The organism is Variovorax sp. EL159 (genome assembly GCF_900100965.1).
Taxonomy (GTDB): domain Bacteria; phylum Pseudomonadota; class Gammaproteobacteria; order Burkholderiales; family Burkholderiaceae_C; genus Variovorax.
The window spans coordinates 341,648-367,786 of the sequence record NZ_FMUJ01000001.1 but is presented as its reverse complement, the minus strand read 5'-3'; the positions used below and the strand labels follow the sequence as shown (position 1 = coordinate 367,786).

Below are 26,139 nucleotides of genomic sequence, written 5' to 3'. Positions count from 1 at the left end.
GGCCGTGCCGACAGGGGCACGACCGCCTTCGAGTTTGCCGCAGGTTCAGTAGCCTGCTGCCAGGCCGGTGTTGCGGCGGGGGTCGTTGGCGCCGTAGAAGCGGTTGTTGCCCACCGGCTTGCCGCCCAGCGACGGCGCGCCGACGATGATCGCCGCGAGGTGGTTGGCCGGCTGCGGCACGCCCAGGTTGTGGCCCATGTCGGTCAGGATCTTGCGCGTGTCGGGGCTCAGCGCGAAGGTCTCGACGTTGGTCACGTCGGGCAGCCATTGCTGGTGGAAGCGCGGCGCGTCCACGGCCTCTTGCACGTTCATGCCGTAGTCGATGGCATTGATCATGGTCAGCATGACGGCGGTGATGATGCGGCTGCCGCCCGGCGTGCCGACCACCATCACGGGCTTGCCGTCCTTGGTCACGATGGTCGGGCTCATCGAGCTCAGCGGACGCTTGCCCGGGGCGATGGCGTTGGCCTCGCCCTGCACCAAGCCATAGAGGTTGGGCACGCCGACCTTCGAGGTGAAGTCGTCCATCTCGTCGTTCAGCAGCACGCCGGTCTTGGCGGCGGTGATCTTGGCGCCGAACCAGTCGTTCAGCGTGTAGGTCACCGAGACCGCGTTGCCCCACTTGTCGGCAATCGAATAGTGGGTGGTGTTGCTGCCTTCATGTGGCGCAACGCCGGGCTTGATGTCCTTCGAGACGCCGGCCTTCTTGGGGTCGATCACGGCGCGGATCTTCTCGGCGTAGCCCTTGTCGAGCAGGCGGTCGAGCGGATTCTTCACGAAGTCGGGGTCGCCCAGGTAGCTGTTGCGGTCCACGTAGGCGTGGCGCATGGCTTCGATCTGGTAGTGCACCGCCTGTGCCGAGTGGTAGCCCAGGTCCTTGAGCGGATAGCCCTCCAGGATGTTGAGCATCTCGCAGATGATCACGCCGCCCGAGCTGGGCGGGGGTGCCGACACGACGTGGTAGCCGCGATAGTCGCACTCCACCGGCGCGAGTTCGCGCGTCTTGTACTGGTCGAGGTCGGCCTGCGTGATCAGACCCTTGCCGCCCTGGCTCGACGCCACGATGGCGTTGCCGACCCAGCCCTTGTAGAAGCCGTCGGTGCCCTTGGCGCTGATCTCGCGCAGGGTCTTGGCCAAGTCTTTCTGGACCAGCTTGTCGCCCACCTTGTAGGGCTCGCCCTTGTTCAGGAAGATGGCGGCCGAGGCCGCGTCTTCCTTGAAGTCGGCCGTGGCGGTGCCGAGCAGGTCGATGTCGCCCTGCTCCAGCGCAAAGCCCTTTTCGGCCAGCTGGATCGACGGGGCCAGCAGTTCGCCGCGCTTCATCGTGCCGTACTTCTCGCGGGCGTATTCCATGCCCGAGACGCTGCCCGGCACGCCGACGGCAAGGTGGCCCTTGGTGCTCAGGCCCTTGATGACGTTGCCGTCCTTGTCGAGGTACATGTTGGCCGTGGCGGCCAGCGGCGCCTTCTCGCGGAAGTCGAGGAAGGTCTTGCGGCCATCGGCCAGCTGCACGGTCATGAAGCCGCCGCCGCCGAGGTTGCCCGCTGCCGGGTACACCACCGCCAGGGCGTAGCCCACGGCCACCGCCGCGTCGATGGCATTGCCGCCGCGCTTGAGCACGTCGACGCCGACCCGGGAGGCCAGGTGCTGCGCGCTCACGACCATGCCGTTTTCGGCGGCAACGGGCGCCTGCGACGCGGCGTTCGACGCGCCGGCGGCGGCCAGCGCGAGCACCGCCGCGACGGCGACGTGCAGTTTCGGGGCCCAGTGGATTTTTTGCATGTTGAAGTCTCCTCTGTAGGTTCGATGACGAAAGATGATGATGGTCAGGCCGTGAGCATTGCCTTGCGCCGCAAGTTATCGAGCGCCAGCGCGACCTGCTGCTGAGCGAACGCCTGCACCGTCGACGGGTCGGTCAGCGGCTTGTCGTCCTTGATGAAGCGCAGGCGCTCGCTGCGCACTTCCGCCGCAAGATGTTCGGCCAGCGCCTGATGTGAACGGGTGCCGTCGAGCAGCGGTAGCAAGGCGCGTTCCAGCAGCGTGAGCCCCACGGGCTCGTGCCATTGGTTGCAGCTGCTGGCCGTCGCGCCCGCCGCCGGCGAAAGACCGGGCGCGACGCGCAGTGCGGGCAGCGCTTGGGGTAAGTCGGAAATCGCGGCCGCGACCGGCACCGGGGTGCGCCGGATGCGTAGGGCCCCGAGGATCAGCAGCTCTTCGAGCATCGCCATCACGAGCGCATCGACTTCGGCCACCGGCTGGTTCGTGAGCTGCGCGACGCCGGTAATCAGCGCGTTCGCCGACATCGACGCCGGGTAGCTGGCATCGAGCAACTGTGCCACCGCCTTTTGCGCCGGCACCCGCAGCGTGACCTTCAGGCCGCGGATCGCCTGGCAGGGCTGCTCGTGCGCATCGAGCGTGGGCGCACCGCCGCCCTCGACCGCGAAGGTGCCCGCGAACTCCAGCTTGCGGATGCGTGCGGGATCGAGGCGATAGCGGATGTTGCCGGCGCTCACCTGCTTGACCAGCAGGGTCTGGCGAAAGGTGCGGTTGACCAGGAAATCGAGGTACTGCTCCATCAGTATCTGGCTGCCGCCGCATTCGCGCAGCAGCGGGCCGCGCACCTTGTCGCCGTAGTTCTGCACGAACATGGTCGACGGCTCGGCATCGCACAGGTAGGCCAGCCCGCGATCCTCCGCGCGTGCGACGAACTCCTTGAAGTAGCACGGCGCATTGCAGGGCTCGAGGAACTCGTGCAGAAGGTAGGAGCTGTTGGCCCCGCGCACGATCGGCATGGTTTCTTCGAGCGTCTTCGCGAGCACGCTGTCGGCACGGGCCGACTGCTCCAGAAATTCGAGCATGCCGCGCGCATAGGAGAGCTTTTCGTCCGGCGTGTCGCGCGCGCCGCCGCGCAGGATCATCGCGTCGCGCACGATCTCGCGCGCCTTCCAGCCGGGGTACACGTTGTAGCTGACGTAGGCCACGCCATTCGGTGCCAGGTTCTCCGAGCACACGCGCAGGATCGCGTCCTGCACCGGGCCGGGCACCCAGCTGTACACGCCGTGGCAGACGATGTAGTCGAACTGACCGAACGAGGCGTCGATGCCCGAGATGTCGAAGGCTTTCAGTTCAATGTTCGACAGCCCCGCATGGCCGATGGCTGCGACGCCTTGCGCGACCTGCACTGTCGAGAGATCGACGCCGAGCGCCTGCGCTTCAGGGTGGCGCGCCGCAAAGGGAATCAGGTTGCCGCCGGCCGCGCAACCGAGCTCCAGCACGCGGGCCGTACCCGGCGCGGGGGCTTCGAGTCCGAAAAGAAATGCCAGCGCTTCCAGATGCTCCATGGCCGTCTGCGGGAACGGGTGCGAGTCGTAGGGCACCGCGTCGTAGTAGCTGGTCAGCGTGGAGGTCAGGGAATCCGGCACGAACATCCTTTATGGGATCGAAGCAGGCTGCGGCGCCTTGTGTTCCAGACAGGAATGACGGCAATGCGACAGCGCCCGCCGACTATAGCCTCGCGCCTCGGCAAAAAAAAGCGATGCAAAGGCTCTGGGACGCGATCGGACCGCGGCATAAAAAAAGCCCAGCCGCGAGGCTGGGCTTGAAATCCTTGCTGCTGACATGCATCAAGGACCCCGCACAGGTTGACCAGCGGGGGACGGTAGACCCGTCAAGGAGAAACCGGGAATGGGTGCCGACACCGATGGAAGATCGGGTCGGCGGGCATGGGCACGCGGCGCCGCAGCGACCGGAAGAAGCCACTGCGCCGCAGCCTCGTCGGGCCACATCGCCCGCAGCCGCGCATCGCGCCACAGTTCGCGTGCAACCTCCTCCAGTTCGAGGAGGTCGACGCTGTGCCACTGCTGCTGCAGGCGGTACGCACAGGCAGCAATCCAGAGGGTGGCGGGCATGTTTTCCATGCGCCGAGTTTACTGTATATTTGTACAGTCTTTTCACGCAGGATGTCACCATGTCCATGAACGAAGAAACAGTCCCTTCTGCCACGCCTCCCAACCGCGCACTGAGCGAAGCTCTGGCCTGGATCTCCAAATTCGCGCATGCCTGGAAGGCCATCGAGCCGGCACCCCAGAGCCTCAGCATCGACGGATTCATCATCTGGGGCCCGGTGCTCTACGAAAAGCACAAGGGCGAAGATCCGGTGAAGCTGGCGCAGCAGATGTTCGGTCAGGCCGGCAGCTACGCCAGATATCTCTACCCCGGCCGCGAACCCCGACCGGCCGGCACCGCGTCTTAGAATGGCCCGATGAATTGGCGCACACTGCTTCCGCTCGCTTTGGTCATCACTGGCTGCTCGACCCCTCCCAACGAGGTCACACAGGTTCGCGAAGGCGTTCTGCGCGCCGTGACCTACGTCCAGGCCTCGGACTACTGCGATGCGAAGAACCTGACGCCGCGATGGCTCGGCAAGGCGCCCGCCGAACAGGGCGTCCTGTTCCAGTGCCGCTGATCTTCAGAAGCGCCAACCCTCGGTTCGAAGCCGCCCCCGAGGCGGCTGTTTCTTGTCTGCGCAACGCCCGAGGGCGGGCAGCTACCTCGGCTGCCTCTCGGGAATGATCTCGGCCGCGGTCGGCGCGAACATGCCGCGCCGCAAGGTCCAGATACAGGCGCCCAGGCGCAGCAGCCTCTCCACATTGCGGTCATAGGATTCGCTCCCCGCATCCTCCTGCTCGATCAGGTCCGCGATGCAGGCCAGCGCATCTGTGGGCGTGAAGCCGAGGCCCGCACGTGCCATATCAATCGTTGTAGCCAGAACTTTTGTCTTCTCCATGGCGCAATGGTGTCTGTGAAGCTCGCCCGGGGCAAGGCCATGCCTCATCGCGACAGGCACGCCGGGCGCGTGCCGCCTTCAGCAGAAGCGATGCCGGATGCCTTGCGTCGGAGGCGGACGAAGGAACCGGCGTGTCGGGGTCAGTTCCGGGGTCCGGAAACCCATTCCCTGACGAAGTGAAAAGCGCGGACGCGCGCACGCTCGAAGGCGCCGTCCCACGTGAGCTGCTGCGTGATCACGAGCGCACATTTCTGCACGCCGCTCAGGCTCAGCTTGGCAACCCCGGCATAGGAGCCGTGGAGCGTTCGGACGATCTCGAAATCGGCAGTCCAGCCCTCAGGCAGTTCAAAAGCGTGTGAAGGTGCTTGCATGATGTATGCAAGATTACGGCGGATACCGCTTACTTTTCAGGAAATAGTACACAGGTATTAACAAAGGTTTACTAGAAACCGATCCTGAAAACCATTCGGCGACCGTGGCGCGTGGGGACGAGCCATGTCGGCGAACCTGCGCCAAAGGCGGTCAAGCGCGCGGCGAAAGCCAGTGCCCCGCCGCGACTCATCTATTTGTCGGCCGCTGCAACGACCTGCCCGCGCGGCCGCCTCGACCGATGGCCGTCCGCCCACGCGATCAGCGCGCCAATGCCCAGGAACGCCGCAGCCATGAAAAAGGGAGCGCCCGGCAAGTGCACCGGCGCATCCGCCCCGATGAAATAGCCGAAGCTGCCGGCAAACATCGCCGGCCCGACGATGCCCGCCACCGACACCAGGCTCGTCAACGCCCCCTGAACCCGCCCCTGCTCGGCGGCGCCGACCTGTCGGGTGATCAGCGCCTGCGCCGCCGGCCCGGCGAAGGCCAGCAAGGTGCCGAACGGCAGCGCGGCCAGCAGCACCCAGCCGGCATCGGCGAAGCCGTAGATGACGAAGCCGAGCACGCCGAAGCCCATCCCGAACAACAGGGCGCGGCGCTCGCCGAAGCGCTTCACGCCCGGCCCGATCAACAGCGCATTGACCCCCACGCTGAGCACGCCCACCACGCCGAGCACCCAGCCGACCGCGTCTTCCTTCCATTGATACCGGTAGTCGGCGAACAGCACGAACACGCTGGGATAAACGTACTGGGCCAGGTTGACGAGGAAAACCACCGCCGCCAGCCCGAACACCTGCGGATAGCGCTTGAGCAGCACCAGCGATCCGATCGGGTTGGCATGCGACCAGTCGAACTTGCGGCTGCGCCGCTCGGGTGGCAGCGACTCGGGCAACACGAACCATCCGTAGCAGAAGCTGAGCAGCGTCAGGCCGGCCGCGAACCAGAACGGCAGGCGCGGATCGATGTGGCTCAGTTGCCCGCCGAGCACCGGCCCGAACACCAGCCCCATGCCGAAGGCCGCGCCCACGATGCCGTAGCTTCGGGCCCGCTCCTCGGGCGGCGTCACGTCGGCGATGTAGGCATTGGCGATGGTGAAGCTGGCCGAGAACACGCCGGACACCACGCGGCCGACGAACAGCCACGGCAGGCTGTTCGCCAGGGCCATGAAAACGAAATCCACGCCCAGCCCCAGGCACGACAGCAGGATCACCGGCCGCCGGCCGAAGCGATCGGACAACGCGCCCTGGATCGGCGAGCTGACGAACTGGATGGCAGCGAACGCCGTGCCGAACACCGCGATCCAGTACGCCGCCGTCGCGGTGCTGCCGCCGGCCAGGCGCTCCACCAGATGCGGCAGGCCGGGAAGGATCAAGCCGAACGCCAGGAAGTCGATCAGCACGGTGACGAAGATGAAGGCGAGCGCGGCGCGGCGCGCGCGCGGCGCCTGAAGGGGCGAGGTGGCCGTCATGAATTCGCGGAAGTTGCCTCGCGCCCCGTTGCCCGATCGCTGCCGCTCAGGTACTTGCCCACCCGGGGATGCGCCTCGCGCAGGCCGCCCAACCGCCCGAGCAGCCCATCGAAGAAGCCGACCATCAGCGCGATGCTCTTTCTCAAGCGATCGCGCTCGAACATCAGCATGGGCAGGATCTGCTTGAACGTGTAGACGTTGATGAACAGGATTGCGGGAAAGGCACGCACGTGCGCCCGCGAGAGGTCCAATGCATTGCGCGCGATGTAGTAGCGCCGCGAGGCTGGATAGTTGATGAAGTGGATCTTCCAGCCGAACAGCGACCTCGCCTCGATCTGGCCGATCTGGTGCCGCAGGACGACGTGCGGGTTGAGGTACAGCGGCACATCGCGGCGCAGGGCACGCATGCAGTAGTCGGTGTCCACGTGGTCGATCACGTAGCGCTCGTCGAACCGGCCGACCTTGGCCCATGCAGCACGCGAAATCAACGAGCCCGACGAGATCAGGAAGGCGCAGCGAACCAGCGGTTCGGTGAAGGGCTGCTGCAGATCGAACTGGTAGACACGCTTGCCTTGAAGGCCGAATTGCGGGATCAGCGCGTCCAGGTTCGTGTCGTGGACGAGCGGGCCAATCAGGAAGGCCGCCTCTTCCTCACCACTGCCCTCGCCTCCCCGACGCCGGGCTGCCATCGCGGCCTCGCACATGGCATCGAAGTAGCCGGGCGGCAGCTTCGAATCCTGATCGAGCAGGAAGAAGAGTTCGGCACCCTGCGCTTCAAGTTCGGCGATGCCGCAATTGAAGGCCCCCGCGATGCCGCCGCGATTGCCGTTGTGCTGCACGTGGATGCCTGCATCGACAAGCGCCCGATGCCAGTCCCCCGCCTGCGGCGTGTTGTCGACCACGCACAGGCGCGGGCACGAACCGGCAAGCGCGTGAAGGTTCGCCACCTGTTCGTCGGTCGGGAAGTAGGTGACGACGACGGCACCGAACGAGAAAGGCACCTCGCGTTTCGACAGGAAGGCGTCGCACTCGTTGCCAGACGGATTGCTCATGGTCGCGTTCCTTGCAGAGGTTGCTTCAATCCATTGCCATGAATGCCGCGGATCGTGGCGCCAGAACGCGCACGCCTGCCACGTGCAATGCCCGGCTTCTCGACGAAGCGATAGCTCGCGACCGATGCCGCCACGAGCAGCAGCGCGCACAGCGTGCCCACCATCCAGTACTGCATCGCCCCGGCCATCGCGAAATCGCGCACCGATGGCATCGCGAAGATCACGGTCAGCACGAGTCCCTGCAGCAAGTAGATGCTGTAGCTCACCGTGCTCATGCGCCGGGCCACGCGCGTGGCCAGCAGGCCATACAGCGTGCTGTCGCTGCAGACCAGGTGAAAGAAGCCCCAGAGCAGCAAGACCTGAACAGGGCCCACCATGTGCGGGAACCCGATGAACACGGCGGCCAGGCAGAGCAGCGCGAGCAGCGAGGCCGCCCACTCCGGCAGGCGCGCTCTGGCCCGGCTCACGCCATCGTTCCGAAGCAGCCACGCCGACAGCATCCCCAACAGGAACGACGCCAGCACCCAGGCCAGCGCGCCGATCACCAGCGCCAGCGTGGGCTTCGTCGGCGAGCCGGCCGATGGCAGCGCCGCGACCGTCAGCGCCGGCAGGCACAGCAACAACAAGCCGGCGGCAACGAAGCGCGGCGTTCGCCCGCCACGCGCGAGCGGCGCCATCAGGCGCAGCGATCCGTAGAACAGCCATTCCACGAAGACCGTCCAGGTCACGCCCGCGAGGATCAAGGTCGTCCCGACGTAGCCGTTGATATCGGGCTGCCGCGGCACGATGCCAAGGGCCAGCCACTGCAGCGCCGCAGCCAGCACGGACCACGCCGGCTCCCTGAGCACGAAGCCGGTTTTCCAGGCGACGACGAGAAACATCAGGCCGACCGCCAGCAGGTACGTCGGGCCGATGCGCCACAACCGGCCGAGGTAGAGGCTGCGCCAGTCCGGCCGGCCCTCGGCATCGAGCAATTTGCCCCAGAACAGGAAGCCCGTGATCATGAAGAAGACACCCACGCCGCCCTGTCCAAGCAGGGTGTGGAAGCCCGACGGCGGAAACGTCCATTCGCCGCGCTCGATGTAGCCGTGGGTCACCATCAGGTGATGCACGAAGACGCTCAGCGCGAGAAAGCCGCGCAGGCCGTCGAGCGTTGCGGTGCGCTGGTTGCGCTGCAGCGGCTCGTCGGCCGCGCTGAAGACCGGCAGCATCAGCATGCCGAGCACGATCAGCACGAGCACGAAGTACGGCCAGACGGAGAAGACACTCATCGCCGGCGCGGCCTGCGTTGCTGCTGCAGCGTAGCTCGCGGCGGCTTTGCGGGATTGCCGCTTCTCCCCTCCGCAGGCCCGGCACGCTCCCTGTCGGGCGCGCAGGCGCCGGTCGCATCACCAACTGCCGGCGACTGGAACAGCGATGCATACGCCCATGCGGCACCGCGCCGATGCAGGGCGAACATCCTCATGCCTTGGCGGCATCGAGATCCTTGGCCACCAGCGAGCGCGGCCGCATGTCGCGCCAGTGGGCCTCGATGAAGTCGTCGCAGGCGGCCCGGTCGGTTGCCGCCAGGGCCACCGTCCAGCCGGCGGGAACGGCGATGAAAGCGGGCCACAGCGAGTGCTGCCCTTCTTCATTCACCAGCACCTGAAAGCTGGCGCTCTTGTCGTCAAACGGATTGCTCATCGTCGGTTTCCTTGTTGGGTGTTCAAGCCATTTCCGCGGATGCGGGGGTGGTGTGCTGAAGCGCGGCGAGGGCCTGCGCGATGCCGTCCAGCGCGTGATGGCGCGCGAAGTCCTCGCGCAGCACGGCGGCGCGCTGCCGGTAGGTGGAAGGCCCCAGCACCTTGCGCACGGCGTCGCCGATCTGCCGGGCACCGGGCTGGCCACTGCCGAGATTGATGCCTGCCCCCGACCAGGCCACGCGCGCGGCAATCTCGGGCTTTTCCTCGGTACCGCCCGCCACCACCAGCGGCACACCGAGGCTGAGCGCGTGGTTGACCGAGCCGTAGCCGCCATTGGTGACCATCGCATGCACCTTGGGCAGCAACCGGTCGTAAGGCAGGAACGGCAGCACGCGGGCGTTGGCCGGCACGTTCGCACTCAACGCGGCAGGCACCGGGCCGCCGGTGGTGGCGATGACCTGAATGCCCTTGTCGCCTGCCAGGGCCTGCAAGGTCGGGCCGATCAATTGCGCCGGATTCTGGTTGGCCAGCGTGCCCTGCGTGACCAGCACGACCGGGCGGCCGTCGTCCAGTTCGTGCCACCAGTCGGGCAGCGTGAAGTCGCGGCTGGCAGGCCCGAGCAGCGGACCGACGAAATGCACCGACGCCGGCAGGTCGCTGCGCGGGTACTCGAAGGACGCGGCCGTGGCCTGCAGGTACAGGTCGGGCAGCGTGACCATCGCGTCGATGAAGAAATCCGGCAGCGCGGGCAAGGCCATGCACGCCAGCAAGGCATCGAAATAGCGCTGCACCTCGCCGAACATCGCCTGTTTGAGGTTGGTGTTCATCGAACGGTTGCGCGCCCGCCCTTCCGGTGTGGACGACGGCGGCAGCGCGGTGCCGAAGAAGGCCGTGTCGCAACTGGACAGCGGCAACGCCGAAATGCCGATGGCAACCACCGCCGGACGGGCCGAGCGCGCGCCCAGCAGCAGCGGAAAGGTGCCGCAGAACATCGTGTCGACCACGATGGCATCGGCCCTGAAGTCCTGCAGGATGCCGCGAAGGCCCTTCAACTGCGGCGCCATCGCATCCGCGAAGAAATGCTTCAGGCCAAAGCACAACTGCGCATGCGCCGAAGACAGGCGCAGGCGTTCGGGAAAGCGCTGGTCGAGCTGCCGGTAGTCGTAGTCAATCGAAGACTCGAATGCCGTGAAGCTGGCGCCGGTCGCCTCGGCCTGCGCCTTGAACTGGCTCGCGGTGTGCACCCGCACCTCGTGCCCCAGGCCCACCAGATGCTGCGCGATGGCCAGCATCGGCAGCACATGCCCCGGCAACGCGGTTGCCGCAATGAGATAGCGTGCCATCGGTCCTCCTACGACTTGCTCGTTTCCAGCGTGCGGCGCGCCTTGGTGTCGATGCCCAGATCGACGAAGTAGCGCTGCAGCAGGTCGCGGTCCACCGGCCGGATGGGCGCGCCGATGGCTTCGAGCTGCGCGTGCGTCGCCGCACCGCTCACCTGCGGCGGCGTGGCCGAGGTGTCGTAGCGGTCAAGAATCGCCAGCACCGCCGCCAGGTCGCGGTCTTGCCCGACCGCGAGCCGCGCATGCGCGCGCTGCAGCCAGGGCTCCAGCCCCACCGGTTCGAGCCGCATACCCAGCCGCTCGAAGACCGGCGGAATGTCGCGCACCCGCAGCGGCGCCTGGCTCATCAGGTGGAACACCTGGCCCCACGAAGCCTGCTGCCCCGCCAGCCCGAGGATGGCGCGCGCCACGTCGTCCACCGGCGTCAGGTTGAGCGGCAGGTCCATGTCGGGAATCGCCTCCAGGTCCGCGTAGAGATGCGCCACGCGCCAGATCAGGTCTTCGGCATTGCAGATCGCATGCGTGTGGTCGCCGGTCACCGCGCCCAGCCGGTAGATCGCGACCGGCATGCCGCGCGCCTGCGCCTCGCGGGCCAGCGCATCGCCGACCCACTTGCTCTGGCTGTAGCCGTCCACCAGGCCGCGCCACGAGGCCAGCGCGGATTGCTCGGTGACGGTGCCGTCCTTGTTGTTCTGGTCGATCACTGCGAGCGTGGAGACGTAATGCATGCTCTTCGGACGACCCTGCGAAGTCCATTCGAGCAGCGTGACCACGCTGCCGACATTGGCAGGCTTCAGGCTCGCGTAGGGATGCAGAAAGTCGACCTGCGCGGCGCAGTGGTAGATGGCGTCGCAGCCATCGCGCACCAGTTGCACGGCGCTGTCGTCGAGGCCGAGTCGCGGCTTGCCGAGGTCGCCGGTCACGACCTTGATGCGCGCGTCGTCCCAGATCGCACCGAGCTGGCGCTGCGCCAGCGTGCGCTTCAGGCGCAGCGTGCCTGCGCTCTCGTCGGCGGCGCGCACATGGCAGACCACGCAGGCCGAGGTGTCGCGCAGCAGCGCGGCCAGCAGGTGGCTGCCGACGAAGCCACTGGCGCCGGTGAGGAACACGCGCTTCGGCACGAGCGTCGGCGATGCGTCTTGGCTTCGGATGTGCTCTGGCAGGTGCAGTTCGCGCGACAGGTCCAGCGCCTCGGCCGCGCCGCCCACGTTGTCGAGCCATGCCGCCAGCTCGGCGATCGACGGTCGGTTGTAGACCTCGGCATGCGGAAAGTCCGGCCGCATGCGTTCGCGGATGCGCATGCCGAGCTGGATCGCCATCAGCGAATGGCCACCGAGTTCGAAGAAGTTGTCGTGGATGCCGACGCGCTCCAGGTGCAGGGTGTCGGCCCAGAGTTCGGCGAGCTGCTTCTCGGTCGGCGTGCGCGGTTCGGCATAGGGCGCGGCGGCCTGCTGCTCGGGCACCGGCAGCGCCTTGCGGTCGAGCTTTCCGCTCTGGTTCAGCGGCAGGGTCGGCAGATGGACGAAGGCCGAAGGCACCATGTAGTCGGGCAGCGCCTGCGCCATGTGGGCGCGCAGCTCTGTCGGCTGCAGGTCGTCGGCGGCGACCACATAGGCCACGAGGCGCTTGTCGCCCGGTACGTCTTCGCGCACGACCACCGCGGCCTGCGTCACCTGCGGATGCCGCAGCAGCACGGATTCGATCTCGCCGGTCTCGATGCGGAAGCCGCGAACCTTCACCTGCTGGTCCGCACGGCCGAGGAAGTCGAGGCTGCCGTCGCTGCGCCAGCGTGCAAGGTCGCCGCTGCGGTACATGCGGCTGCCGGGCGCGCCGTGCGGGTCGGCGATGAAGCGTTCGGCGCTGAGCAACGGACGGTTCAGGTAGCCGCGCGCCAGGCCGGCGCCCGCGATGTACAGCTCGCCCGCGACGCCGGGGGGCACTGGCTGCAGGTTGTCGTCGAGCACATACATCCGCGTGTTCCAGATCGGCTGGCCGATGGAAGGTTGCGCTTCGCCCGTCATCGGCGCGCTCATGCTCGCGCAGATGGTGATCTCGGTCGGGCCGTAGGCATTGACCATGCGGCGACCCTGCGACCACCGCGCGGCCAGCGCGGCGGGACAGGCATCGCCACCCACCACCAGCGTTTGCAGATGAGGAAATTCACCGGGTGGCAATGTCGACAGTGCAGCGGGAGGGATCAGCGCATGGCTGACGGCCTGCCTTTCGAGCAGGTCGGCCAGGTCCGGGCCCAGCAGTTGCTGCGCCGCCGGGACCACCAGCGCGGCGCCGGCATGGAAGGCCATCAACTCGTCCATGACGGAAGCGTCGAAACCGCAGGAAGAGAACTGCAGCACGCGCGAATCGTGGCCAATGGCGAGGCGCTCCGCCATCGCAGTCCCCAGGCTGCTCAGGCCCGCATGAGGCACCACCACGCCCTTGGGCACGCCAGTGGAGCCCGAGGTGTAGATGACGTAGGCGGCACTCTGCGGGTCGACCGGTTGCGCCGGCGCCAGAGGCGCATCGGACTGGATCGCCAGTGCGGCGACCGTCTCATCGCTGTCGAGCGCCACGCAATGCGGAACACCAGCCAGCTGCGGCAGCAGCACCGCATGGGTCAGCACGGCGGCCGGTGCGGCCTCTTCGAGCACGAAGGCACTGCGGCCGGCCATGTGATTCGGATCGATCGGCAGGTAGGCTGCGCCTGCCTTGACGATGGCCAGATGCGCCACCACCAGGTCGAGCGAACGCGGCAGCACTGTCGCGACGATGGCACCAGCCCCAATGCCTTGCCGGCGCAGCAGATGCGCGAGCCGGTTGGCGCGCACATCGAGCTGGGCATAGCTGAGCGTGGCGTCGTCGAGCACCACCGCTGCAGCATGCGGGCGCTCGGCGGCATGCGCCTCGACCATCGCGGCCAACGTGCGCGGCGGCAGGTCGCGCGTGGGGCCGCTCCAGTCGGCCAGCAGACGCCGATGCTCTTCGGCACCGAGGATGGCCAGGCTGCCCACGGGCTCGTCGGGCGCTTCGCAAGCCTCTTCCAGCAAACGCACCAGACGCGCCGCGATGGCCTCGACCGTGGCGCGATCGAACAGGTCGGTGCTGTACTGGATGCCGCCGGCAATGCCACTCGGCAAGCCATCGGCGCCGCGCTGCTCGTCGAGGATGAACGACAGGTCGAACTTCGCGGTGTCGATGGCCACCGGCTGCGGCGTGATCGACAGGCCCGGCAGGCTGAACGACAGGCGGTTGCTGCCCTGCTGGAACCCGAGCATCACGCGGAACAGCGGCAGGTTGGCGCGCGAGCGCTCCGGCCGCAGCAGCTCCACGATGCGGTCGTATGGAAACTCCTGGTTCGCATAGGCCGCGAGGTTGGTGGTGCGCACCCGCGCGATCAGTTCGCGCAGGCTCGGCTGCCCCGAGGCATCGGTGCGCAGCACCAGCGCATTGACGAAGCAGCCGATCAGCTCGTCGAGCGCATGATCGCTGCGGCCTGCGACGGGCGTGCCAATGACGATGTCGTCGCCGCCGCCCAGCCGGTTCAGCAAGCCCGCCAGCGCGGCCTGCAGCACCATGAAGACGCTGGCCTGGCCATCGCGCGCCAGTTGCAGCATGCGCTCGTGAACGTGCGCGCCGATCTGCACCGGCACCACGTCGCCGCGATAGCTGGGCACGGCCGGATGCGGCCGGTCGGTGGGCAGGCTCATCTGCTCGGGAAGATCGCGCAGGGTCTCGCGCCAGAACTCGCGCTGGCGGCCCGCCATGCTCTCGGGGTCGTCTTCGCTGCCGAGCAATTCCTGCTGCCACAGCGCGTAGTCGGCGTACTGCAGCGGCAGCGGTGCCCAGCCCGGCGCCTTGCCTTCGCAGCGCGCGGCATAGGCCACGCTCAGGTCGCGCGCCAGCGGCAACAGCGAAGCGCCATCGCCAACGATGTGGTGCGTGAGCAGCAGCAGCACATGCTCGTCGGAGGCCAGCTTGAACAGGTGCGGACGCAGCGGCGCCGTGTTGCCGAGGTCGAAGCTGGTACGGGCCGCGGCATGCAACTGCGCGGCGATCTCGTCTTCGCCGCTGTCGGCCTCGATCAGCCATGCGCGCGCCTGTTCGCCGTCGAGGATCTGCTGATACGGCAGCCCGTCTTCGCTCGGGTAGACGGTGCGCAGGCTTTCATGGCGTTGCATCAGGTCGTCGAGCGCCAACTGCAGCGCAGCGCGGTCGAGCACGCCCGACAGGCGCAGCGCCAGCGGCATGTTGTAGGCGGGGTTCGCGTTTTCGAACTGGTTCATCAGCCACAGGCGGCGCTGCGCGAACGACAGCGGAATGCGCGCGGGACGCGGCATCGGCGTGATGCTGGGCCGCGACTGCGAGGCCTGGTCCAGCAGCTCGGCAAGGCCGGCGATGGTCGACACCTGGAACAGCGTGTCCACCGGCAGGTCGATCATGAACTGCTGCCGGATCATCGAGATCAGCTGCACGATCATCAGCGAGTGGCCGCCGAGTTCGAAGAAGTTGTCGTGCACGCCAACGCGCTGCAGGTGCAGGGTCTCTGCCCAGAGGCCGGCCAGTATCTTTTCGGTGGGCGTGCGCGGTGCGGCGTAGGGCGTGGCGGCTTGTTGCTCGGGTGCCGGCAGCGCCTTGCGGTCGAGCTTGCCGCTCGGGCCGAGCGGCAAGGCCGGCAGGCTGACGAAAGCCGAGGGCACCATGTAGTCGGGCAAGGCCTGCGCGAGGTGCGCGCGCAATTCGGTCGCCTGCGGATCGCCTGCATCCGCTGCGACGACGTAGGCCACGAGACGCTTGTCGCCCGCCACGTCTTCACGCGCGATCACCGCCGCCTGCGCGACTTGCGGGTGCTTCAGCAGCACCGATTCGATCTCGCCCGGCTCGATGCGCAGGCCGCGGATCTTCACCTGCTGGTCGGCACGGCCGAGAAAGTCGAGGCTGCCGTCGTGGCGCCAGCATGCAAGGTCGCCGGTGCGGTACATGCGGCTGCCGGGCGCGCCGTGGGGGTTGGCGATGAAGCGCTCGGCGCTGAGCAGCGGACGGTTCAGGTAACCACGCGCCAGGCCGACGCCCGCGATGTACAGCTCGCCGGTCACGCCCGGCGGCACCGGCTGCAGGCCACTGTCGAGCACATGCATCTGCGTGTTCCAGATCGGGCGACCGATGGGAACGCGCTCCGATGCCGATTCGATCTCGGGCGTGCGCAGGCATTCCCACGCGGTGACATCGACCGCCGCTTCGGTCGGCCCGTAGAGGTTGTGCAGTTCGCAGGACAGGTGTTGCTGGAACTGCGATTGCAGCGCGGGCGACAGGGCCTCGCCGCTGCAGATCACACGACGCAGCGACGTGCACGCACCGGCCGTGGGTTCGCGCAAAAAGACTTCGAGCATCGAGGGCACGAAGTGCAGCGTGGTGATGCCTTCCCTGCCGATGAGGTCGGCCAGGTAGGCCGCGTCCTTCTGGCCACCCGGCTTGGCGAACACCAGCGTCGCGCCGTCGATCAGCGGCCAGAAGAACTCCCAGACCGACACGTCGAAGCTCGAAGGCGTTTTCTGCAGCACGCGGTCGTCGGCATGCAGGCCGTAGCGGTCCTGCATCCAGCGCAGACGATTGACGATGGCGCGGTGCGATACCACCGCGCCCTTCGGCTTGCCCGTGGAGCCCGAGGTGTAGATCACATAGGCCGGATGCGAAGGATCGATCGCAACGCCGGGATTGGTGTCTGCGCAACTCACCAGTTCGGCAATCGTTTGCGGAAGGTCGAGCAGCAGTTGCGACGCCTGCCCCGGCAGTGCCTCCGACAAGGCAACAGTGGTGATCAGGCACACGGGCTGTGCGTCGCCGAGCATGAAGGCGATGCGGTCCTGCGGGAAATCCGGATCGACCGGCAGGTAGGCGGCGCCGGTCTTCAGAACGGCCAGCAACGCAACCATCAGCTCGAACGAGCGGGGGATGGCCAGCGCCACGGTGCGTTCGGGGCCCGCGCCGCGTGCGCGCAGCAGATGGGCCAATCGATTGGCGCGGCGGTTCAGCTCGTCGTTGCGCATCGCCTGTCCGTCGAATCGCAATGCAACGCCGCCCGGGTTGCTCGCAAGCTGTGCTTCGATCAACGCCGTGAGGTGGGTGTCGGGCACGGCGTGATCGGTGTCGTTCCAGTCCACCAGCAGTTGCCTGCGCTCGTTGGCGTTCAGCAGATCGACATGGCCGACGGCCTGGTCCGGCTCGTCGATCACGGCGGCCATGAAGGCCAGCAACCGGCGCTGGTGATCGGCCAGCGCCTGCGCGGTGTAGATCGCAGGGTTGGCGTCGAAGTCGATCTGCAGGTCTTGCCCGTTGCCGCGCTCGTACAGGAAGATACCCAGGTCCTCGGCCGTGCCGTTGGACAGGTTGCGCAGCTTCGCGGCATGGCCCGCGAAACGCAGGTCGTAGTCGAAGGGCTCGACGTTGACCACGGTCGTGAACAGCTGCCGGTTGTTGACCAGCATGTTCAGGTCGTTGCGCAGGTACTCGTAGCGGTAGGACTGGTGCCGCAGGATCTGCCGCATCTGCCGTCCGACCTCGCGGATCAGTTCGGGAATGCGCAACTGCGCGCTCATCGACAGGCGCAACGGCAAGGCATTCGCCACCATGGCCGGCACGCGCCGCATCTGGTCGTTGTGGCGCGCCGTCACCGGAATGCCGATCACCATGTCGGCGATGCCCGTCGCGCGGTACAGGTAGGCGGCAGTGGTGGCGATCAGGATCTGCGGCAGCGTCGTGCCGAGTTCCTGTGCAATGCCCTGCAAGGCCTGCACGCTGGCGGCCGGCAGGTGCACGGTCTGGCGCAGCAGGCCACCGACGTTGACCGAGCGCCGCTGCGCCAGGCTCAGCGGATCGGGCGCATCGGCGAAACGCTCCATCCAATACTGGCGATCGCGCGGAAAGCGGCCGGACTCGCGGTAGGCGTTTTCTTCATGGGCAAGCTGCGCGATCGCTGCGAAGCGCGAGGCTTCAGGCACGTCGGTGCGCTGCACGCGCGCGGTGTAGATGTCCGCGAAGCGGCGTGCGATAAGCCCGCCGCCGAAACCGTCGAGTGCGATGTGATGGCAGCGGTGGTACCAGATGTGGCGATCGCCCGCGAGGCGGATCAGCGCAGACAACCACAACTGCCCGTTCGCCAGATCGATGTTGCGGCTGAAGTCGGCCTGCATCCACGCTTCGGCGACAGTGCGCGGATCGCTCTCGGCGCTGTAGTCGAGGTACAGGATTTCGCGGCTGAGCGGCGGTGCCACGACCTGGCGCGGCCCCTGCCCCGTATCGACGAAACGCAGCCGCGTGGCCTCGGCCTCTTCGACCACTTGCCGCATAGACGCCAGGAAGATGGCCACGTCGATCGGGCCATCGATCTCTATGGCTTCGGCCAAGTTGAAATTGGTGTCGGGCGAGGCGAACTTGGCACCGAGCCACATCGCCATCTGACCCGAGGTAAGGGGCGTTGCGCTGTCCAGCGGATCGATGGTTTGCATGCACTACTCCAGGTCTTGAATGAAATCGGCAACGATGCGTGCGCAATCGAAACGGACAGCTGGAACCCTCCCTGCACGGGGAGTGCACGGGGAGAAATGCCCTGGCTTCGTTTAACAATCGGCTCACATTTCCAAACCAATGTACAAGTGGTTGCAACGATTTCAGTGACGCTTTTTGGGGTATCAATATTTCGCGCTGGACACTGAACGCGAAAGATTTCATCCTGAAGTTGCGATCCAAATCGCAGCTTCAAGAATCGAAGGCTTTCATCGTATTTCGAGGGGGAAATGCGCCCGAAGGATGTTGCAGCGCAGCAACTTCTAGTTCGATGCTTAGGGGTATTTCAGAGCCCCTTCCGACCATGCGTGTTGTCGGTACCGAAGGCTGGGGCGGTACGGCCCTTTGGTTGGGTGCGAAGTCGGTCGCTGCGGCAGATCAGCTGGTCAGGTGCGGCGCTCATTGCCGTGCAAGTGACCATGGATGGGCTCCCTGGCTCCTGTCACGGTTGCGGGCACCCTTCCTACATGCGTAAGTGAATTTTGGAAGGGGAATCCATTCGACTGCAATCAACAATCTGCTGACAATTCAACCTGTGAGCAGCAAGATGACTCTGAAAGAATTTTGCAGACTGCATGGGCTCCATCTCGAGAGAGGGAGCCGTGTGCGGTGTGGCAGCAGACTCGGCACAGTCACCGGCACGGCCGGCCTGCTCATTCGAGTGCGATTCGATGGAAATCAGATCAGCAGCCCCTGCGATCCACTCGAGATCCAGCCACTCAATCAAGGCACGTCGGGTGCCTCGCAAGCGATCCATCAAGGCGCTGTCGGATCGGCGTAGTGCGCATCACGAGTTGCTGATTTCCATCGCCGACTGCTCCAGATTGAGTAGCGGCACCGGATTGCGGCACGAACAGCGATCACAAGCCAGAACCACTCCCCAGGGCAGTTAGACAAACTCCCCGAAGCTTCCCACCTGATCTTGGCTCGGGTCGAGTGCACGCCCCAGCCATAGTTCGTACCAATCCAGAAATGTCAGCGGCCTGAGGGTCTCGGGATGAAGGATCGGCGTTGCAGAGGCATGCTCATAGCTGTGCCACCAGACTTGCCCGGAGGCGGGACCTCGGAGGATCAGGAGGTTGTACATGCCACACCCCTCGTCCGCAAGGAAGGTCATGCCGCGGTAGATCCGTTCGATGTTCTGCGACCACCGCGCATCTGCTCCCTCGGGTACAGGCGCACAGGGGTTCTCGGCGGTGAAGGAAAAATCGGCGGCGTAGTCGACTGCGGCGTTTTCGGCCTCCTCGGCCAGTGGAAACACACCGTGCATGGGACCGGCGCCGCCGTCGCTCACCTGGGTCAGCCATTCACGATATTCAAGTGGCAGGCGGACGCCCACCCGGCGTTCGAATTCAGCGAGCTCATCCAGGTTCACGGGGGCTGCGAGTTCGTAACGATGCACGGATGCGCCGTGTATCCCGCACCGGTAGCCGACCACTTCGCGGTCACCGAGATCGATGATGGTGGTCTCCAGGTCCGACGTCTTCAGCCGGTCGAGTTCGGAGCGGATCTTGACGATCCGATTTGCCAACACGTGTTCCATGCTTGCCTCCTAACGATGGCAGTGCAGTCAAAGACGGAATCAAGAGCAGGAACACTGCTTGCCTAGACGTGCGAACAGGCAATGGCATCAGGGAGTCTTCAAGGCCCTGCGAGGGGCCTCTCTTCTGATCGTCTCGGCAGCAGACTTCAAGCGGAGCGAAGGCGGACGGACCGCCAGCTCCGCTCTTACTTCCCGGAGATCTTCTGCACCCAGTGGTCCAGCAGCTTGCCGGCCGCTTCGCGTCCACCCAGGCCGAAGGCCAGTGCTGCCGCCACAGCAACAGCGCCCAGCGTCAGCCCAAAGGCCAGGAAGACGATTTCATTGGCGACGCCCATCGCACGCAAGCCCATCGCAATCACCAGCCCGAGGATGGCAAAGCGCGCGATATTGGCCAGAAGGCCAGAAGAACTCTCCGCCCGGCTCAACGCCTGGAAGGCGACGTTGGAAAGCCAGAAGCCGATCAGCATGATCACGCTGCCCAGCACGATGTCGGCCCCGAAACGCGTGAAGGTGCCGAGCATGCTGCGCATTTCGCCGAACCCGAGTTGATTGGCGGCCTCGACCACAGCGAACAGCATGGCGAAGAACATCAACAAGCCCGACGCCAGCCGCGAAGGCGCAAAGCTGCCGCTGAGCGCCTGTCCCAGCCCGATCTTGGCGGGGAGGCTGTCGGCATCGAGTTGCTCGAGCAGCTTCTTGAGCAGCTCGCTCGCGAACCGCGCAACGAACCACGTCAGCGTAAGGATGATCGCCGCCGCCACGATGTGCGGCACCGCCTCCAGCAATTGGGAAAGCATGCGCGTCGCCGGGCCGCTGATGGCTTCGATCTTGAGCGCATCGAGTGCACTGATCAGCGAGGGCACGAAGATCAGGATGTAGACGACGGTGCCCGCCAGCTTGGACAGGCGAAAGCCGCCGTCGAGGCCGATCTTGCTGTTGATGTTGTCGATGCCGCCCGCGGCGAGCAGGTTGGTCACGAGGCCCCGCAGCACCTTGGCCAACACCCAACCGATCACGCCGATCAGGATGGCCGCGAGGATGTTCGGCGCCATGGCGAGCAGCTTGTCGAGCATGCTCTTCACCGGCTCCAGCAGCCCCGTCATTTGCAAGGCGCCGAGGATGGCCGGCAGGAACAACAGGATGACGAGCCAGAAGATCACGTTGCCGACGCTCTGGGCCATGGGGGCCATGCCGGCTTCGGCACTCAGCTTTTCGTCGAGGCTGGTGGCGTCCAATGCCTTGTTCACGCCCAGCTTGATCAGGCTGGCCAAGACCCAGGCCACCAAACTCAGCACGGCGGCCGCGAAGACGCGCGGCAGGAAGCGCAGCACGTCCGTCAGCATGGTCGCCAGCGGAGAAGACAGTGTTGAAAGGTCCAGCGTGCCCAAAGCGGCCACCAAGCCTGCCAGCAACACGAGCCAGAACACGACGACGGCGACCGGCGATTCCGCATCGACGCGAGACCCCGTGCTGCTGCTGATGCGCTCGTTCAGGCGTGTGGCATTCAGCAACCGGCGAATCGCTGCGCGCGCCGCCACCGCAATCAACCATCCCAACGCGAAGATTGCAAGTGCTCCCAGAAGCCGGGGCAACTGATGACCCACCGCGTCTTGCATCGCTACCGTAAATACCGAGATATCCATGGTTTCTTCTCCTTGGTGATTGCCCGGAATGGGCGTCCCTTGGCCGCTCGCGGTTGTTTATAGCAGTTCGATCTGCCAGGGAGAAGCGTGGGTTGGGCGCCTCTGCGAACTCTGTCGGCTCAGGCGTGCCAAATTAACTGCCGCGTTCAGCCGGCAACAGCAGGCCTTCGCTGCTGCGATCGAATCTGGCCGGCATCAGAGCTTGCAGATGCAGATCAAGCACCGCTCTCGGATCGGCGCTGCCGCTCTAGAGGCTCGCCAACACCCCGGTTGAAGAGGCCTCGGCGGCCAGCTTGCCGTCGGGGTTGTAGAGCGCGGCTTCGAGAAACGCAATGCGCTTTCCACGCCTGATCACGCGCCCTTCGACCCGTCCCTCGCCCGGGCCGACTTTTTCATAGAAGCTCACCTTGATCTCGAGGCTGAAGACGGTCTGCGTCTGGTCCGTGTCATGCATGACGGCATGAGCCATGGCGGCGTCGAGCCAGGCGGTGATGAACCCGCCCTGCGCAATCGTGCCGTTCGTGTGGCAATACTCGCGTCGCACGGTGAAGGCTGCCTGGAGCAGCTTGCGCTCGGGCTCCCACCCGGTCACGTGGAAGTTGCCCATCGATTCGGACAGTGCCTGGCCCGAGCGGATTCGGGCTTCCAGATCGTCGTTCATTGGTTCGTGTCGCTGATGAAGGGGTTATGCCTCGGCACGCCGGGGACGAAAGATTGCGTAGTTCCCATTTGCGTGCGCCACGAGGACTTCGTCCACGTACAGCCGCGACTCCAGGTTCGCAACGGTCTTGCCCCGGTTGACGAGTTCGGTCTTGCAGACGAGCCGGCCTTGAAAAACGGGCTTGAAATAGTTGATCTTGATCTCGATCGTGGCGCAGATCTCGCCCGCCTCCAGCGTTGGGTAGAGCGCCGATCCCATGCCCGTATCGGCCATTGCGAACAGGACGGCACCGTGCACCACCTCATGGGGATTCAAGTGCTGTGGTGCAACAACCAGCGTCAGCGTGCTTGAGCCGCCCTTCACTTCTTCGAAGTTCAGGTCTATCAGTTCTGCGAAAGGGTGATTCATGGTGCCCGCTCGTGGGTGGTTCATTGCGCTCGACACAACTGTCGTCATCGCCTGCACGCCCATTGTGCCGCCCTGCCCGTCTGGCCCAGGCTTCAAGCGGGTTGCATCAGATCGATCGCCCAATCCGTCGGCGTCTTGACTCCTTCATGGCGCGGGCTGCGTCGCCGTACAGCCCATGCCGCCTCGTCTCCCGAAACGACGCGCCAGAACGAGTGATGAAGAGATTGCCCCTCGACTCGGCGATGAGGCACTGGGTCGAAGACCTGAAGGCGGATCAGTGCGGGCGGCGTGCCGCATCGGCGGCATCGATCTCGCGCAGCGACTTGCCCTTGGTTTCCTTCGCAAAGCTGACGGCGACGATGGAGATCAGCGCCGCACCGACCAGGTACAGCGCGATGGGCGTGGACGACTTGTAGTGCTTGAGCAGCGTGAGCGAGATCCACGGAGTCAGCGAGCCGGCGAGCAGCGGCGCGACCTGGTAGCACAACGACAGCGCGGTGTAGCGGATCCGTGTGGGGAACAACTCGGTCATCAGCGCCGAGTACGGCGAATAAGTCATCGACTCGATGCCCAGCCCCAACACGATCGCAGCCATGATGAGCCACTCGTTGCCGGTGTCCATCATGGGAAAGCCGACGAAGCCCCAGAACGCAGTGAGCACCGCGCCGATCATGTACACCGGCTTGCGGCCGATCACATCGGACAGATGGCCCATCACCGGAATCAGCAGGAAGTGGATGGCGTGCGCACCGAACATCAGCAGAAGGATGCGCGAGGTGTTCATGCCCACGATCATCTTCAGGTAGGTGAGCGAGAAGGTGACCACCATGTAGTACAGGATGTTCTCCGCGAAGCGGGCGCCGATGCCGATCAGCACTTCGCGCCAGTGGTACTTGAGCACCTGCACGAGGCGCATCTCCTGCTGCTTGACCTCCTGCTGGCGTGCTTGCGACTCCTTGAAGATCGGCGCGTCGTCCACCCGCTTGCGGATCCAGTAGCCGATCAGCACGACCACGGCCGAGAACCAGAAGGCCACGCGCCAGCCCCAGCCGAGAAAGTCCGATTCGCTCAGCGTCGAGGACAACAGCAGCAGGACCACGGTGGCGATCAGGTTGCCCGCGGGTACGCCCGCCTGCGGCCAACTGGCCCAGAAGCCGCGACGGTTGTCAGGGCTGTGCTCGCTCACGAGGATCACCGCACCGCCCCACTCGCCGCCGAACGCAAAGCCCTGGATCAGCCGCAGGCTCACCAGCAGCACCGGCGCCCAATAGCCGATGGCATCGAAGGTCGGCAGGCAGCCCATCAGAAAGGTGGTGATGCCGACGACGATCAAGCTGATCTGCAGCAGCGTCTTGCGGCCGATCTTGTCCCCGTAGTGGCCGAACACGATCCCGCCCAGCGGCCGGGCTGCGAACCCCACCGCGTACAGCGCGAAGGCCGCGAGCACACCATCGATCGGATTGCCGGTCTGCTTGAAGAAGTGCGTGCCGAACACCAGCGCGGAGGCCGTGCCGTAAAGAAAGAACTCGTACCACTCCGCGATGGACCCGACCATCGACGCGGCGACGACGCGCTTGAGACCGCTGGTGTCTTCTTTCTTGGGAGTGCTCGCTGGCATCGTCTCGATTGCTGCGGTGTTTGACATGGGAACGGATCCTCGAAAGGAAAGTGAGAAAAATGCGCGCAGAAATCCCCGTCCACGAGATGGCGGCAGCCGACTCGCGCCAAGTCCGTGAGCAAGGGTTCTTTCGCGCGGGAAGGCCTCGCAGAACGCGAATCCTGCGAGGCGAGCCTGAGGAGTGCTCAGGTGTCGATGACTCGGCGCGCAACGTGCGCCAGATGGTTCATCAGCAGATTCGCGCCGTCGGAAGCGGCCGTGGCCTCGGCACTGACGATGGTCTCGGTCATGCGCAGAGCGGGGGCGTTGGCCTGGAGGATTACCCGACGACGGATTGATACTGCGCCGGCCGCGTCGCCAGTGCGCGCTTGACGACGCCTTCGATGAATGCACGCTCCTCGCCGATCAGCGGCAAGCGCGGACGGCGCATGTGCTCGCTGCCCACGCCCACCAGCACGTCGATGAGCTTCAGGTTCTGCACGAGCTTGGTCGACACGTCCAGGTGCAGCATCGGCGTCATCCACTGGTAGAGCTTGAGCGCTTCGGCAAACTTGCCCGCCTTCATCAGGTCGTACAGCGCCACTGTCTCGCGCGGGAAGGCACAACCGACGCCGGCCAGCAGGCCATCGCAGCCGAGGGCCAGGCCTTCGTAGGCCAGGTCTTCCACGCCCAGGAACAGCTGGTAGCGGTCGCCCACCGTGTTGCGCAGGTCGGTGATGCGGCGGATGTCGTCGGTGCTTTCCTTGATGGCTGCGATCCATTCGCAGTCGGCCAGCTCGACCATGTGCTGCGGCTTCAGGTCGACGCGATAGGCCACCGGGTTGTTGTAGACCATGATGGGTTTCTGCGCGGCGTTGGCGATGGTGCGCACGTTGAGCATCGCTTCGCGCGCATCGGCCACGTAGATCACCGAGGGCATCACCATGAAGCCGGCCACGCCGAGCTTGTTGGCGCCATCGACATAGCGCAGTGCCTCGCGCGTGCTGGTTTCCGACACGTTGGCCAGCACCGGGATGCGGCCATCGGCGGCGTCCAGTGCGATCTTGGCGACCTGCAGTTTTTCTTCGAGCGTCAGCGTGCTGGCTTCGCCGAGCGAGCCGCAGGTGACGAGGCCGTGGATGCCGTTGCGGATCTGGAAGTCGATGTGGCGGGCGGTGCCCTCGGCGTCGATGCTTTCGTCGGCGTGGAACTTGGTGGTGATGGCGGGGAAGATGCCTTGCCAGCGCGGGTTGCTCATGAGTTGCTCCTTGGGTAGCGGTAGAGGTTTTGGCCTTGATATCCTTTAAATATATTTGCAATATTTCTATGAGATATCAGTAAAAATGCTATTGACTGCCGCTATGCACACCAGGCGCAGGAACCTCCCTCACTACCCTGCGGCGATCACAGAGCAACTGTTATGCGCTTCGTGGGAGGCGATCTATCCGTGCTGGACTTCGCCAATCTCTGATCCGAAGAGGTAGTTTTCGACGGCGATCAACACAACTTCCGCCCGACTGCCTCCGGTTCAGCCTCGGCTCCTAGCAAATCACGTCGAACGCCCTCGCACGATGGAGAGCCGATTTCCCAATGAAAAAGGGCGTTCACTGAACTTCAGTGAACGCCCTTGGACGTTGTGTTGGTGGAGCTGGGGGGATTTGAACCCCCGTCCGCAAGCCTTCATCGCGCAGTTCTACATGTTTAGTGATCTGATTTAAGTCTCGCTTCCGGAGTCGCGCAGTCACACGCTAAACCGGACGCCAGCACCCTATTTTCTCGCCCCGACCCAAGGTACCCGGATCGGAGCCAGCCCATGTAATTATCTTTGCAGCCGGGAGGTTTCAGATTGCTCTGTCACCCCCTTGCCCAGCCCATCGGCCTGCTGTTGCAAAGCTCACTGGCAATTAAGCAGCGAGTGCGAAACGTTCGTCGTTTGCAGTTAGTTTGTTTGAATCTGTTTTACGAGCGCATTCAGCTCGACATGCCCCGCTGCGACTCCGAACCCACGTCGAAACCAGTGCAGCCCCAAGCCT

Annotated in this window: 18 protein-coding genes and 1 other RNA gene; 2 read left to right on the top strand and 17 right to left on the bottom strand. The window is 65.4% G+C overall.

Annotation, left to right across the window (positions count from 1 at the left end; translation table 11 throughout):
* Positions 1 to 45 precede the first annotated feature (45 nt).
* Positions 46 to 1,782 (bottom strand): gamma-glutamyltransferase, encoded by a 1,737-nt coding sequence (gene ggt / locus BLQ28_RS01695; protein WP_093236830.1) that lies wholly within the window; start codon positions 1,780 to 1,782, stop codon positions 46 to 48.
* A 44-nt stretch (positions 1,783 to 1,826) separates the two neighbouring features.
* On the bottom strand, positions 1,827 to 3,428 hold the full coding sequence (locus BLQ28_RS01690) for a class I SAM-dependent methyltransferase (protein WP_093236829.1): 1,602 nt from the start codon (positions 3,426 to 3,428) through the stop codon (positions 1,827 to 1,829).
* Positions 3,429 to 3,967: 539 nt separating this feature from the next.
* Here BLQ28_RS01690 and BLQ28_RS01680 point away from each other — a divergent pair.
* Both BLQ28_RS01680 and BLQ28_RS01675 read left to right on the top strand, forming a co-directional pair.
* Positions 3,968 to 4,252: a hypothetical protein gene (locus tag BLQ28_RS01680; RefSeq protein WP_093236827.1), complete on the top strand. Its 285-nt coding sequence runs from the start codon at positions 3,968 to 3,970 to the stop codon at positions 4,250 to 4,252.
* Between the two features lie 9 nt (positions 4,253 to 4,261).
* Positions 4,262 to 4,465 (top strand): hypothetical protein, encoded by a 204-nt coding sequence (locus BLQ28_RS01675; RefSeq protein ID WP_093236826.1) that lies wholly within the window; start codon positions 4,262 to 4,264, stop codon positions 4,463 to 4,465.
* Between the two features lie 81 nt (positions 4,466 to 4,546).
* On the opposite strand, the gene BLQ28_RS01670 is transcribed toward BLQ28_RS01675, so the two are convergent.
* The 15 genes from BLQ28_RS01670 to ssrA form a co-directional block, all read right to left on the bottom strand.
* A complete protein-coding gene (locus BLQ28_RS01670) occupies positions 4,547 to 4,786 on the bottom strand; it encodes a hypothetical protein (RefSeq protein WP_093236825.1) in 240 nt (79 codons plus the stop codon).
* Positions 4,787 to 4,926: 140 nt separating this feature from the next.
* On the bottom strand, positions 4,927 to 5,157 hold the full coding sequence (locus tag BLQ28_RS01665) for a hypothetical protein (protein WP_093236824.1): 231 nt from the start codon (positions 5,155 to 5,157) through the stop codon (positions 4,927 to 4,929).
* 191 nt (positions 5,158 to 5,348) lie between these two features.
* Positions 5,349 to 6,623 (bottom strand): TCR/Tet family MFS transporter, encoded by a 1,275-nt coding sequence (locus tag BLQ28_RS01660; protein WP_093236823.1) that lies wholly within the window; start codon positions 6,621 to 6,623, stop codon positions 5,349 to 5,351.
* Positions 6,620 to 7,675, bottom strand: a complete 1,056-nt coding sequence (locus BLQ28_RS01655; RefSeq protein WP_256327135.1) for a glycosyltransferase family 2 protein — start codon at positions 7,673 to 7,675, stop codon at positions 6,620 to 6,622. The genes BLQ28_RS01660 and BLQ28_RS01655 overlap by 4 nt, the downstream gene beginning before the upstream one ends.
* The gene (locus tag BLQ28_RS01650) at positions 7,672 to 8,946 is read right to left on the bottom strand and encodes an acyltransferase family protein (protein ID WP_093236822.1); all 1,275 of its coding nucleotides are present in this window, start codon (positions 8,944 to 8,946) and stop codon (positions 7,672 to 7,674) included. Before BLQ28_RS01650 ends, BLQ28_RS01655 begins: the two co-directional genes overlap by 4 nt.
* Positions 8,947 to 9,136: 190 nt before the next feature.
* Complete coding sequence (locus BLQ28_RS01645; RefSeq protein WP_093236821.1) at positions 9,137 to 9,358, bottom strand: MbtH family protein; 222 nt, start codon at positions 9,356 to 9,358, stop codon at positions 9,137 to 9,139.
* 22 nt (positions 9,359 to 9,380) lie between these two features.
* Positions 9,381 to 10,700, bottom strand: a complete 1,320-nt coding sequence (locus BLQ28_RS01640; RefSeq protein WP_093236820.1) for a glycosyltransferase — start codon at positions 10,698 to 10,700, stop codon at positions 9,381 to 9,383.
* 8 nt (positions 10,701 to 10,708) lie between these two features.
* A complete protein-coding gene (locus BLQ28_RS01635) occupies positions 10,709 to 18,196 on the bottom strand; it encodes a non-ribosomal peptide synthetase (protein ID WP_093236819.1) in 7,488 nt (2,495 codons plus the stop codon).
* Between the two features lie 947 nt (positions 18,197 to 19,143).
* Positions 19,144 to 19,797 carry an SMI1/KNR4 family protein gene (locus tag BLQ28_RS01630; RefSeq protein WP_093236818.1) on the bottom strand — a complete coding sequence of 218 codons (654 nt, stop codon included), beginning with the start codon at positions 19,795 to 19,797 and terminating at the stop codon, positions 19,144 to 19,146.
* Positions 19,798 to 19,982: 185 nt separating this feature from the next.
* The gene (locus tag BLQ28_RS01625) at positions 19,983 to 21,440 is read right to left on the bottom strand and encodes a mechanosensitive ion channel (protein WP_093236817.1); all 1,458 of its coding nucleotides are present in this window, start codon (positions 21,438 to 21,440) and stop codon (positions 19,983 to 19,985) included.
* Positions 21,441 to 21,687: 247 nt separating this feature from the next.
* Complete coding sequence (locus BLQ28_RS01620; protein WP_093236816.1) at positions 21,688 to 22,101, bottom strand: PaaI family thioesterase; 414 nt, start codon at positions 22,099 to 22,101, stop codon at positions 21,688 to 21,690.
* Between the two features lie 24 nt (positions 22,102 to 22,125).
* The gene (locus tag BLQ28_RS01615; protein WP_176800985.1) at positions 22,126 to 22,509 is read right to left on the bottom strand and encodes a PaaI family thioesterase; all 384 of its coding nucleotides are present in this window, start codon (positions 22,507 to 22,509) and stop codon (positions 22,126 to 22,128) included.
* Positions 22,510 to 22,783: 274 nt separating this feature from the next.
* Complete coding sequence (gene abaF, locus BLQ28_RS01610; RefSeq protein WP_218121895.1) at positions 22,784 to 24,127, bottom strand: fosfomycin efflux MFS transporter AbaF; 1,344 nt, start codon at positions 24,125 to 24,127, stop codon at positions 22,784 to 22,786.
* Between the two features lie 319 nt (positions 24,128 to 24,446).
* Positions 24,447 to 25,364, bottom strand: a complete 918-nt coding sequence (locus tag BLQ28_RS01605; protein ID WP_093236813.1) for a dihydrodipicolinate synthase family protein — start codon at positions 25,362 to 25,364, stop codon at positions 24,447 to 24,449.
* A 382-nt stretch (positions 25,365 to 25,746) separates the two neighbouring features.
* Positions 25,747 to 26,133, bottom strand: a transfer-messenger RNA (tmRNA) gene (gene ssrA / locus BLQ28_RS01600).
* Between the last annotated feature and the right edge of the window lie 6 nt (positions 26,134 to 26,139).

Bases quoted from the DNA above. Each gene is read 5' to 3' on its own strand.
- ggt (WP_093236830.1), bottom strand. From the start codon at position 1,782: ATGCAAAAAATCCACTGGGCCCCGAAACTGCACGTCGCCGTCGCGGCG.
- BLQ28_RS01690 (WP_093236829.1), bottom strand. From the start codon at position 3,428: ATGTTCGTGCCGGATTCCCTGACCTCCACGCTGACCAGCTACTACGAC.
- BLQ28_RS01680 (WP_093236827.1), top strand. From the start codon at position 3,968: ATGTCCATGAACGAAGAAACAGTCCCTTCTGCCACGCCTCCCAACCGC.
- BLQ28_RS01675 (WP_093236826.1), top strand. From the start codon at position 4,262: ATGAATTGGCGCACACTGCTTCCGCTCGCTTTGGTCATCACTGGCTGC.
- BLQ28_RS01670 (WP_093236825.1), bottom strand. From the start codon at position 4,786: ATGGAGAAGACAAAAGTTCTGGCTACAACGATTGATATGGCACGTGCG.
- BLQ28_RS01665 (WP_093236824.1), bottom strand. From the start codon at position 5,157: ATGCAAGCACCTTCACACGCTTTTGAACTGCCTGAGGGCTGGACTGCC.
- BLQ28_RS01660 (WP_093236823.1), bottom strand. From the start codon at position 6,623: ATGACGGCCACCTCGCCCCTTCAGGCGCCGCGCGCGCGCCGCGCCGCG.
- BLQ28_RS01655 (WP_256327135.1), bottom strand. From the start codon at position 7,675: ATGAGCAATCCGTCTGGCAACGAGTGCGACGCCTTCCTGTCGAAACGC.
- BLQ28_RS01650 (WP_093236822.1), bottom strand. From the start codon at position 8,946: ATGAGTGTCTTCTCCGTCTGGCCGTACTTCGTGCTCGTGCTGATCGTG.
- BLQ28_RS01645 (WP_093236821.1), bottom strand. From the start codon at position 9,358: ATGAGCAATCCGTTTGACGACAAGAGCGCCAGCTTTCAGGTGCTGGTG.
- BLQ28_RS01640 (WP_093236820.1), bottom strand. From the start codon at position 10,700: ATGGCACGCTATCTCATTGCGGCAACCGCGTTGCCGGGGCATGTGCTG.
- BLQ28_RS01635 (WP_093236819.1), bottom strand. From the start codon at position 18,196: ATGCAAACCATCGATCCGCTGGACAGCGCAACGCCCCTTACCTCGGGT.
- BLQ28_RS01630 (WP_093236818.1), bottom strand. From the start codon at position 19,797: ATGGAACACGTGTTGGCAAATCGGATCGTCAAGATCCGCTCCGAACTC.
- BLQ28_RS01625 (WP_093236817.1), bottom strand. From the start codon at position 21,440: ATGGATATCTCGGTATTTACGGTAGCGATGCAAGACGCGGTGGGTCAT.
- BLQ28_RS01620 (WP_093236816.1), bottom strand. From the start codon at position 22,101: ATGAACGACGATCTGGAAGCCCGAATCCGCTCGGGCCAGGCACTGTCC.
- BLQ28_RS01615 (WP_176800985.1), bottom strand. From the start codon at position 22,509: ATGAATCACCCTTTCGCAGAACTGATAGACCTGAACTTCGAAGAAGTG.
- abaF (WP_218121895.1), bottom strand. From the start codon at position 24,127: ATGCCAGCGAGCACTCCCAAGAAAGAAGACACCAGCGGTCTCAAGCGC.
- BLQ28_RS01605 (WP_093236813.1), bottom strand. From the start codon at position 25,364: ATGAGCAACCCGCGCTGGCAAGGCATCTTCCCCGCCATCACCACCAAG.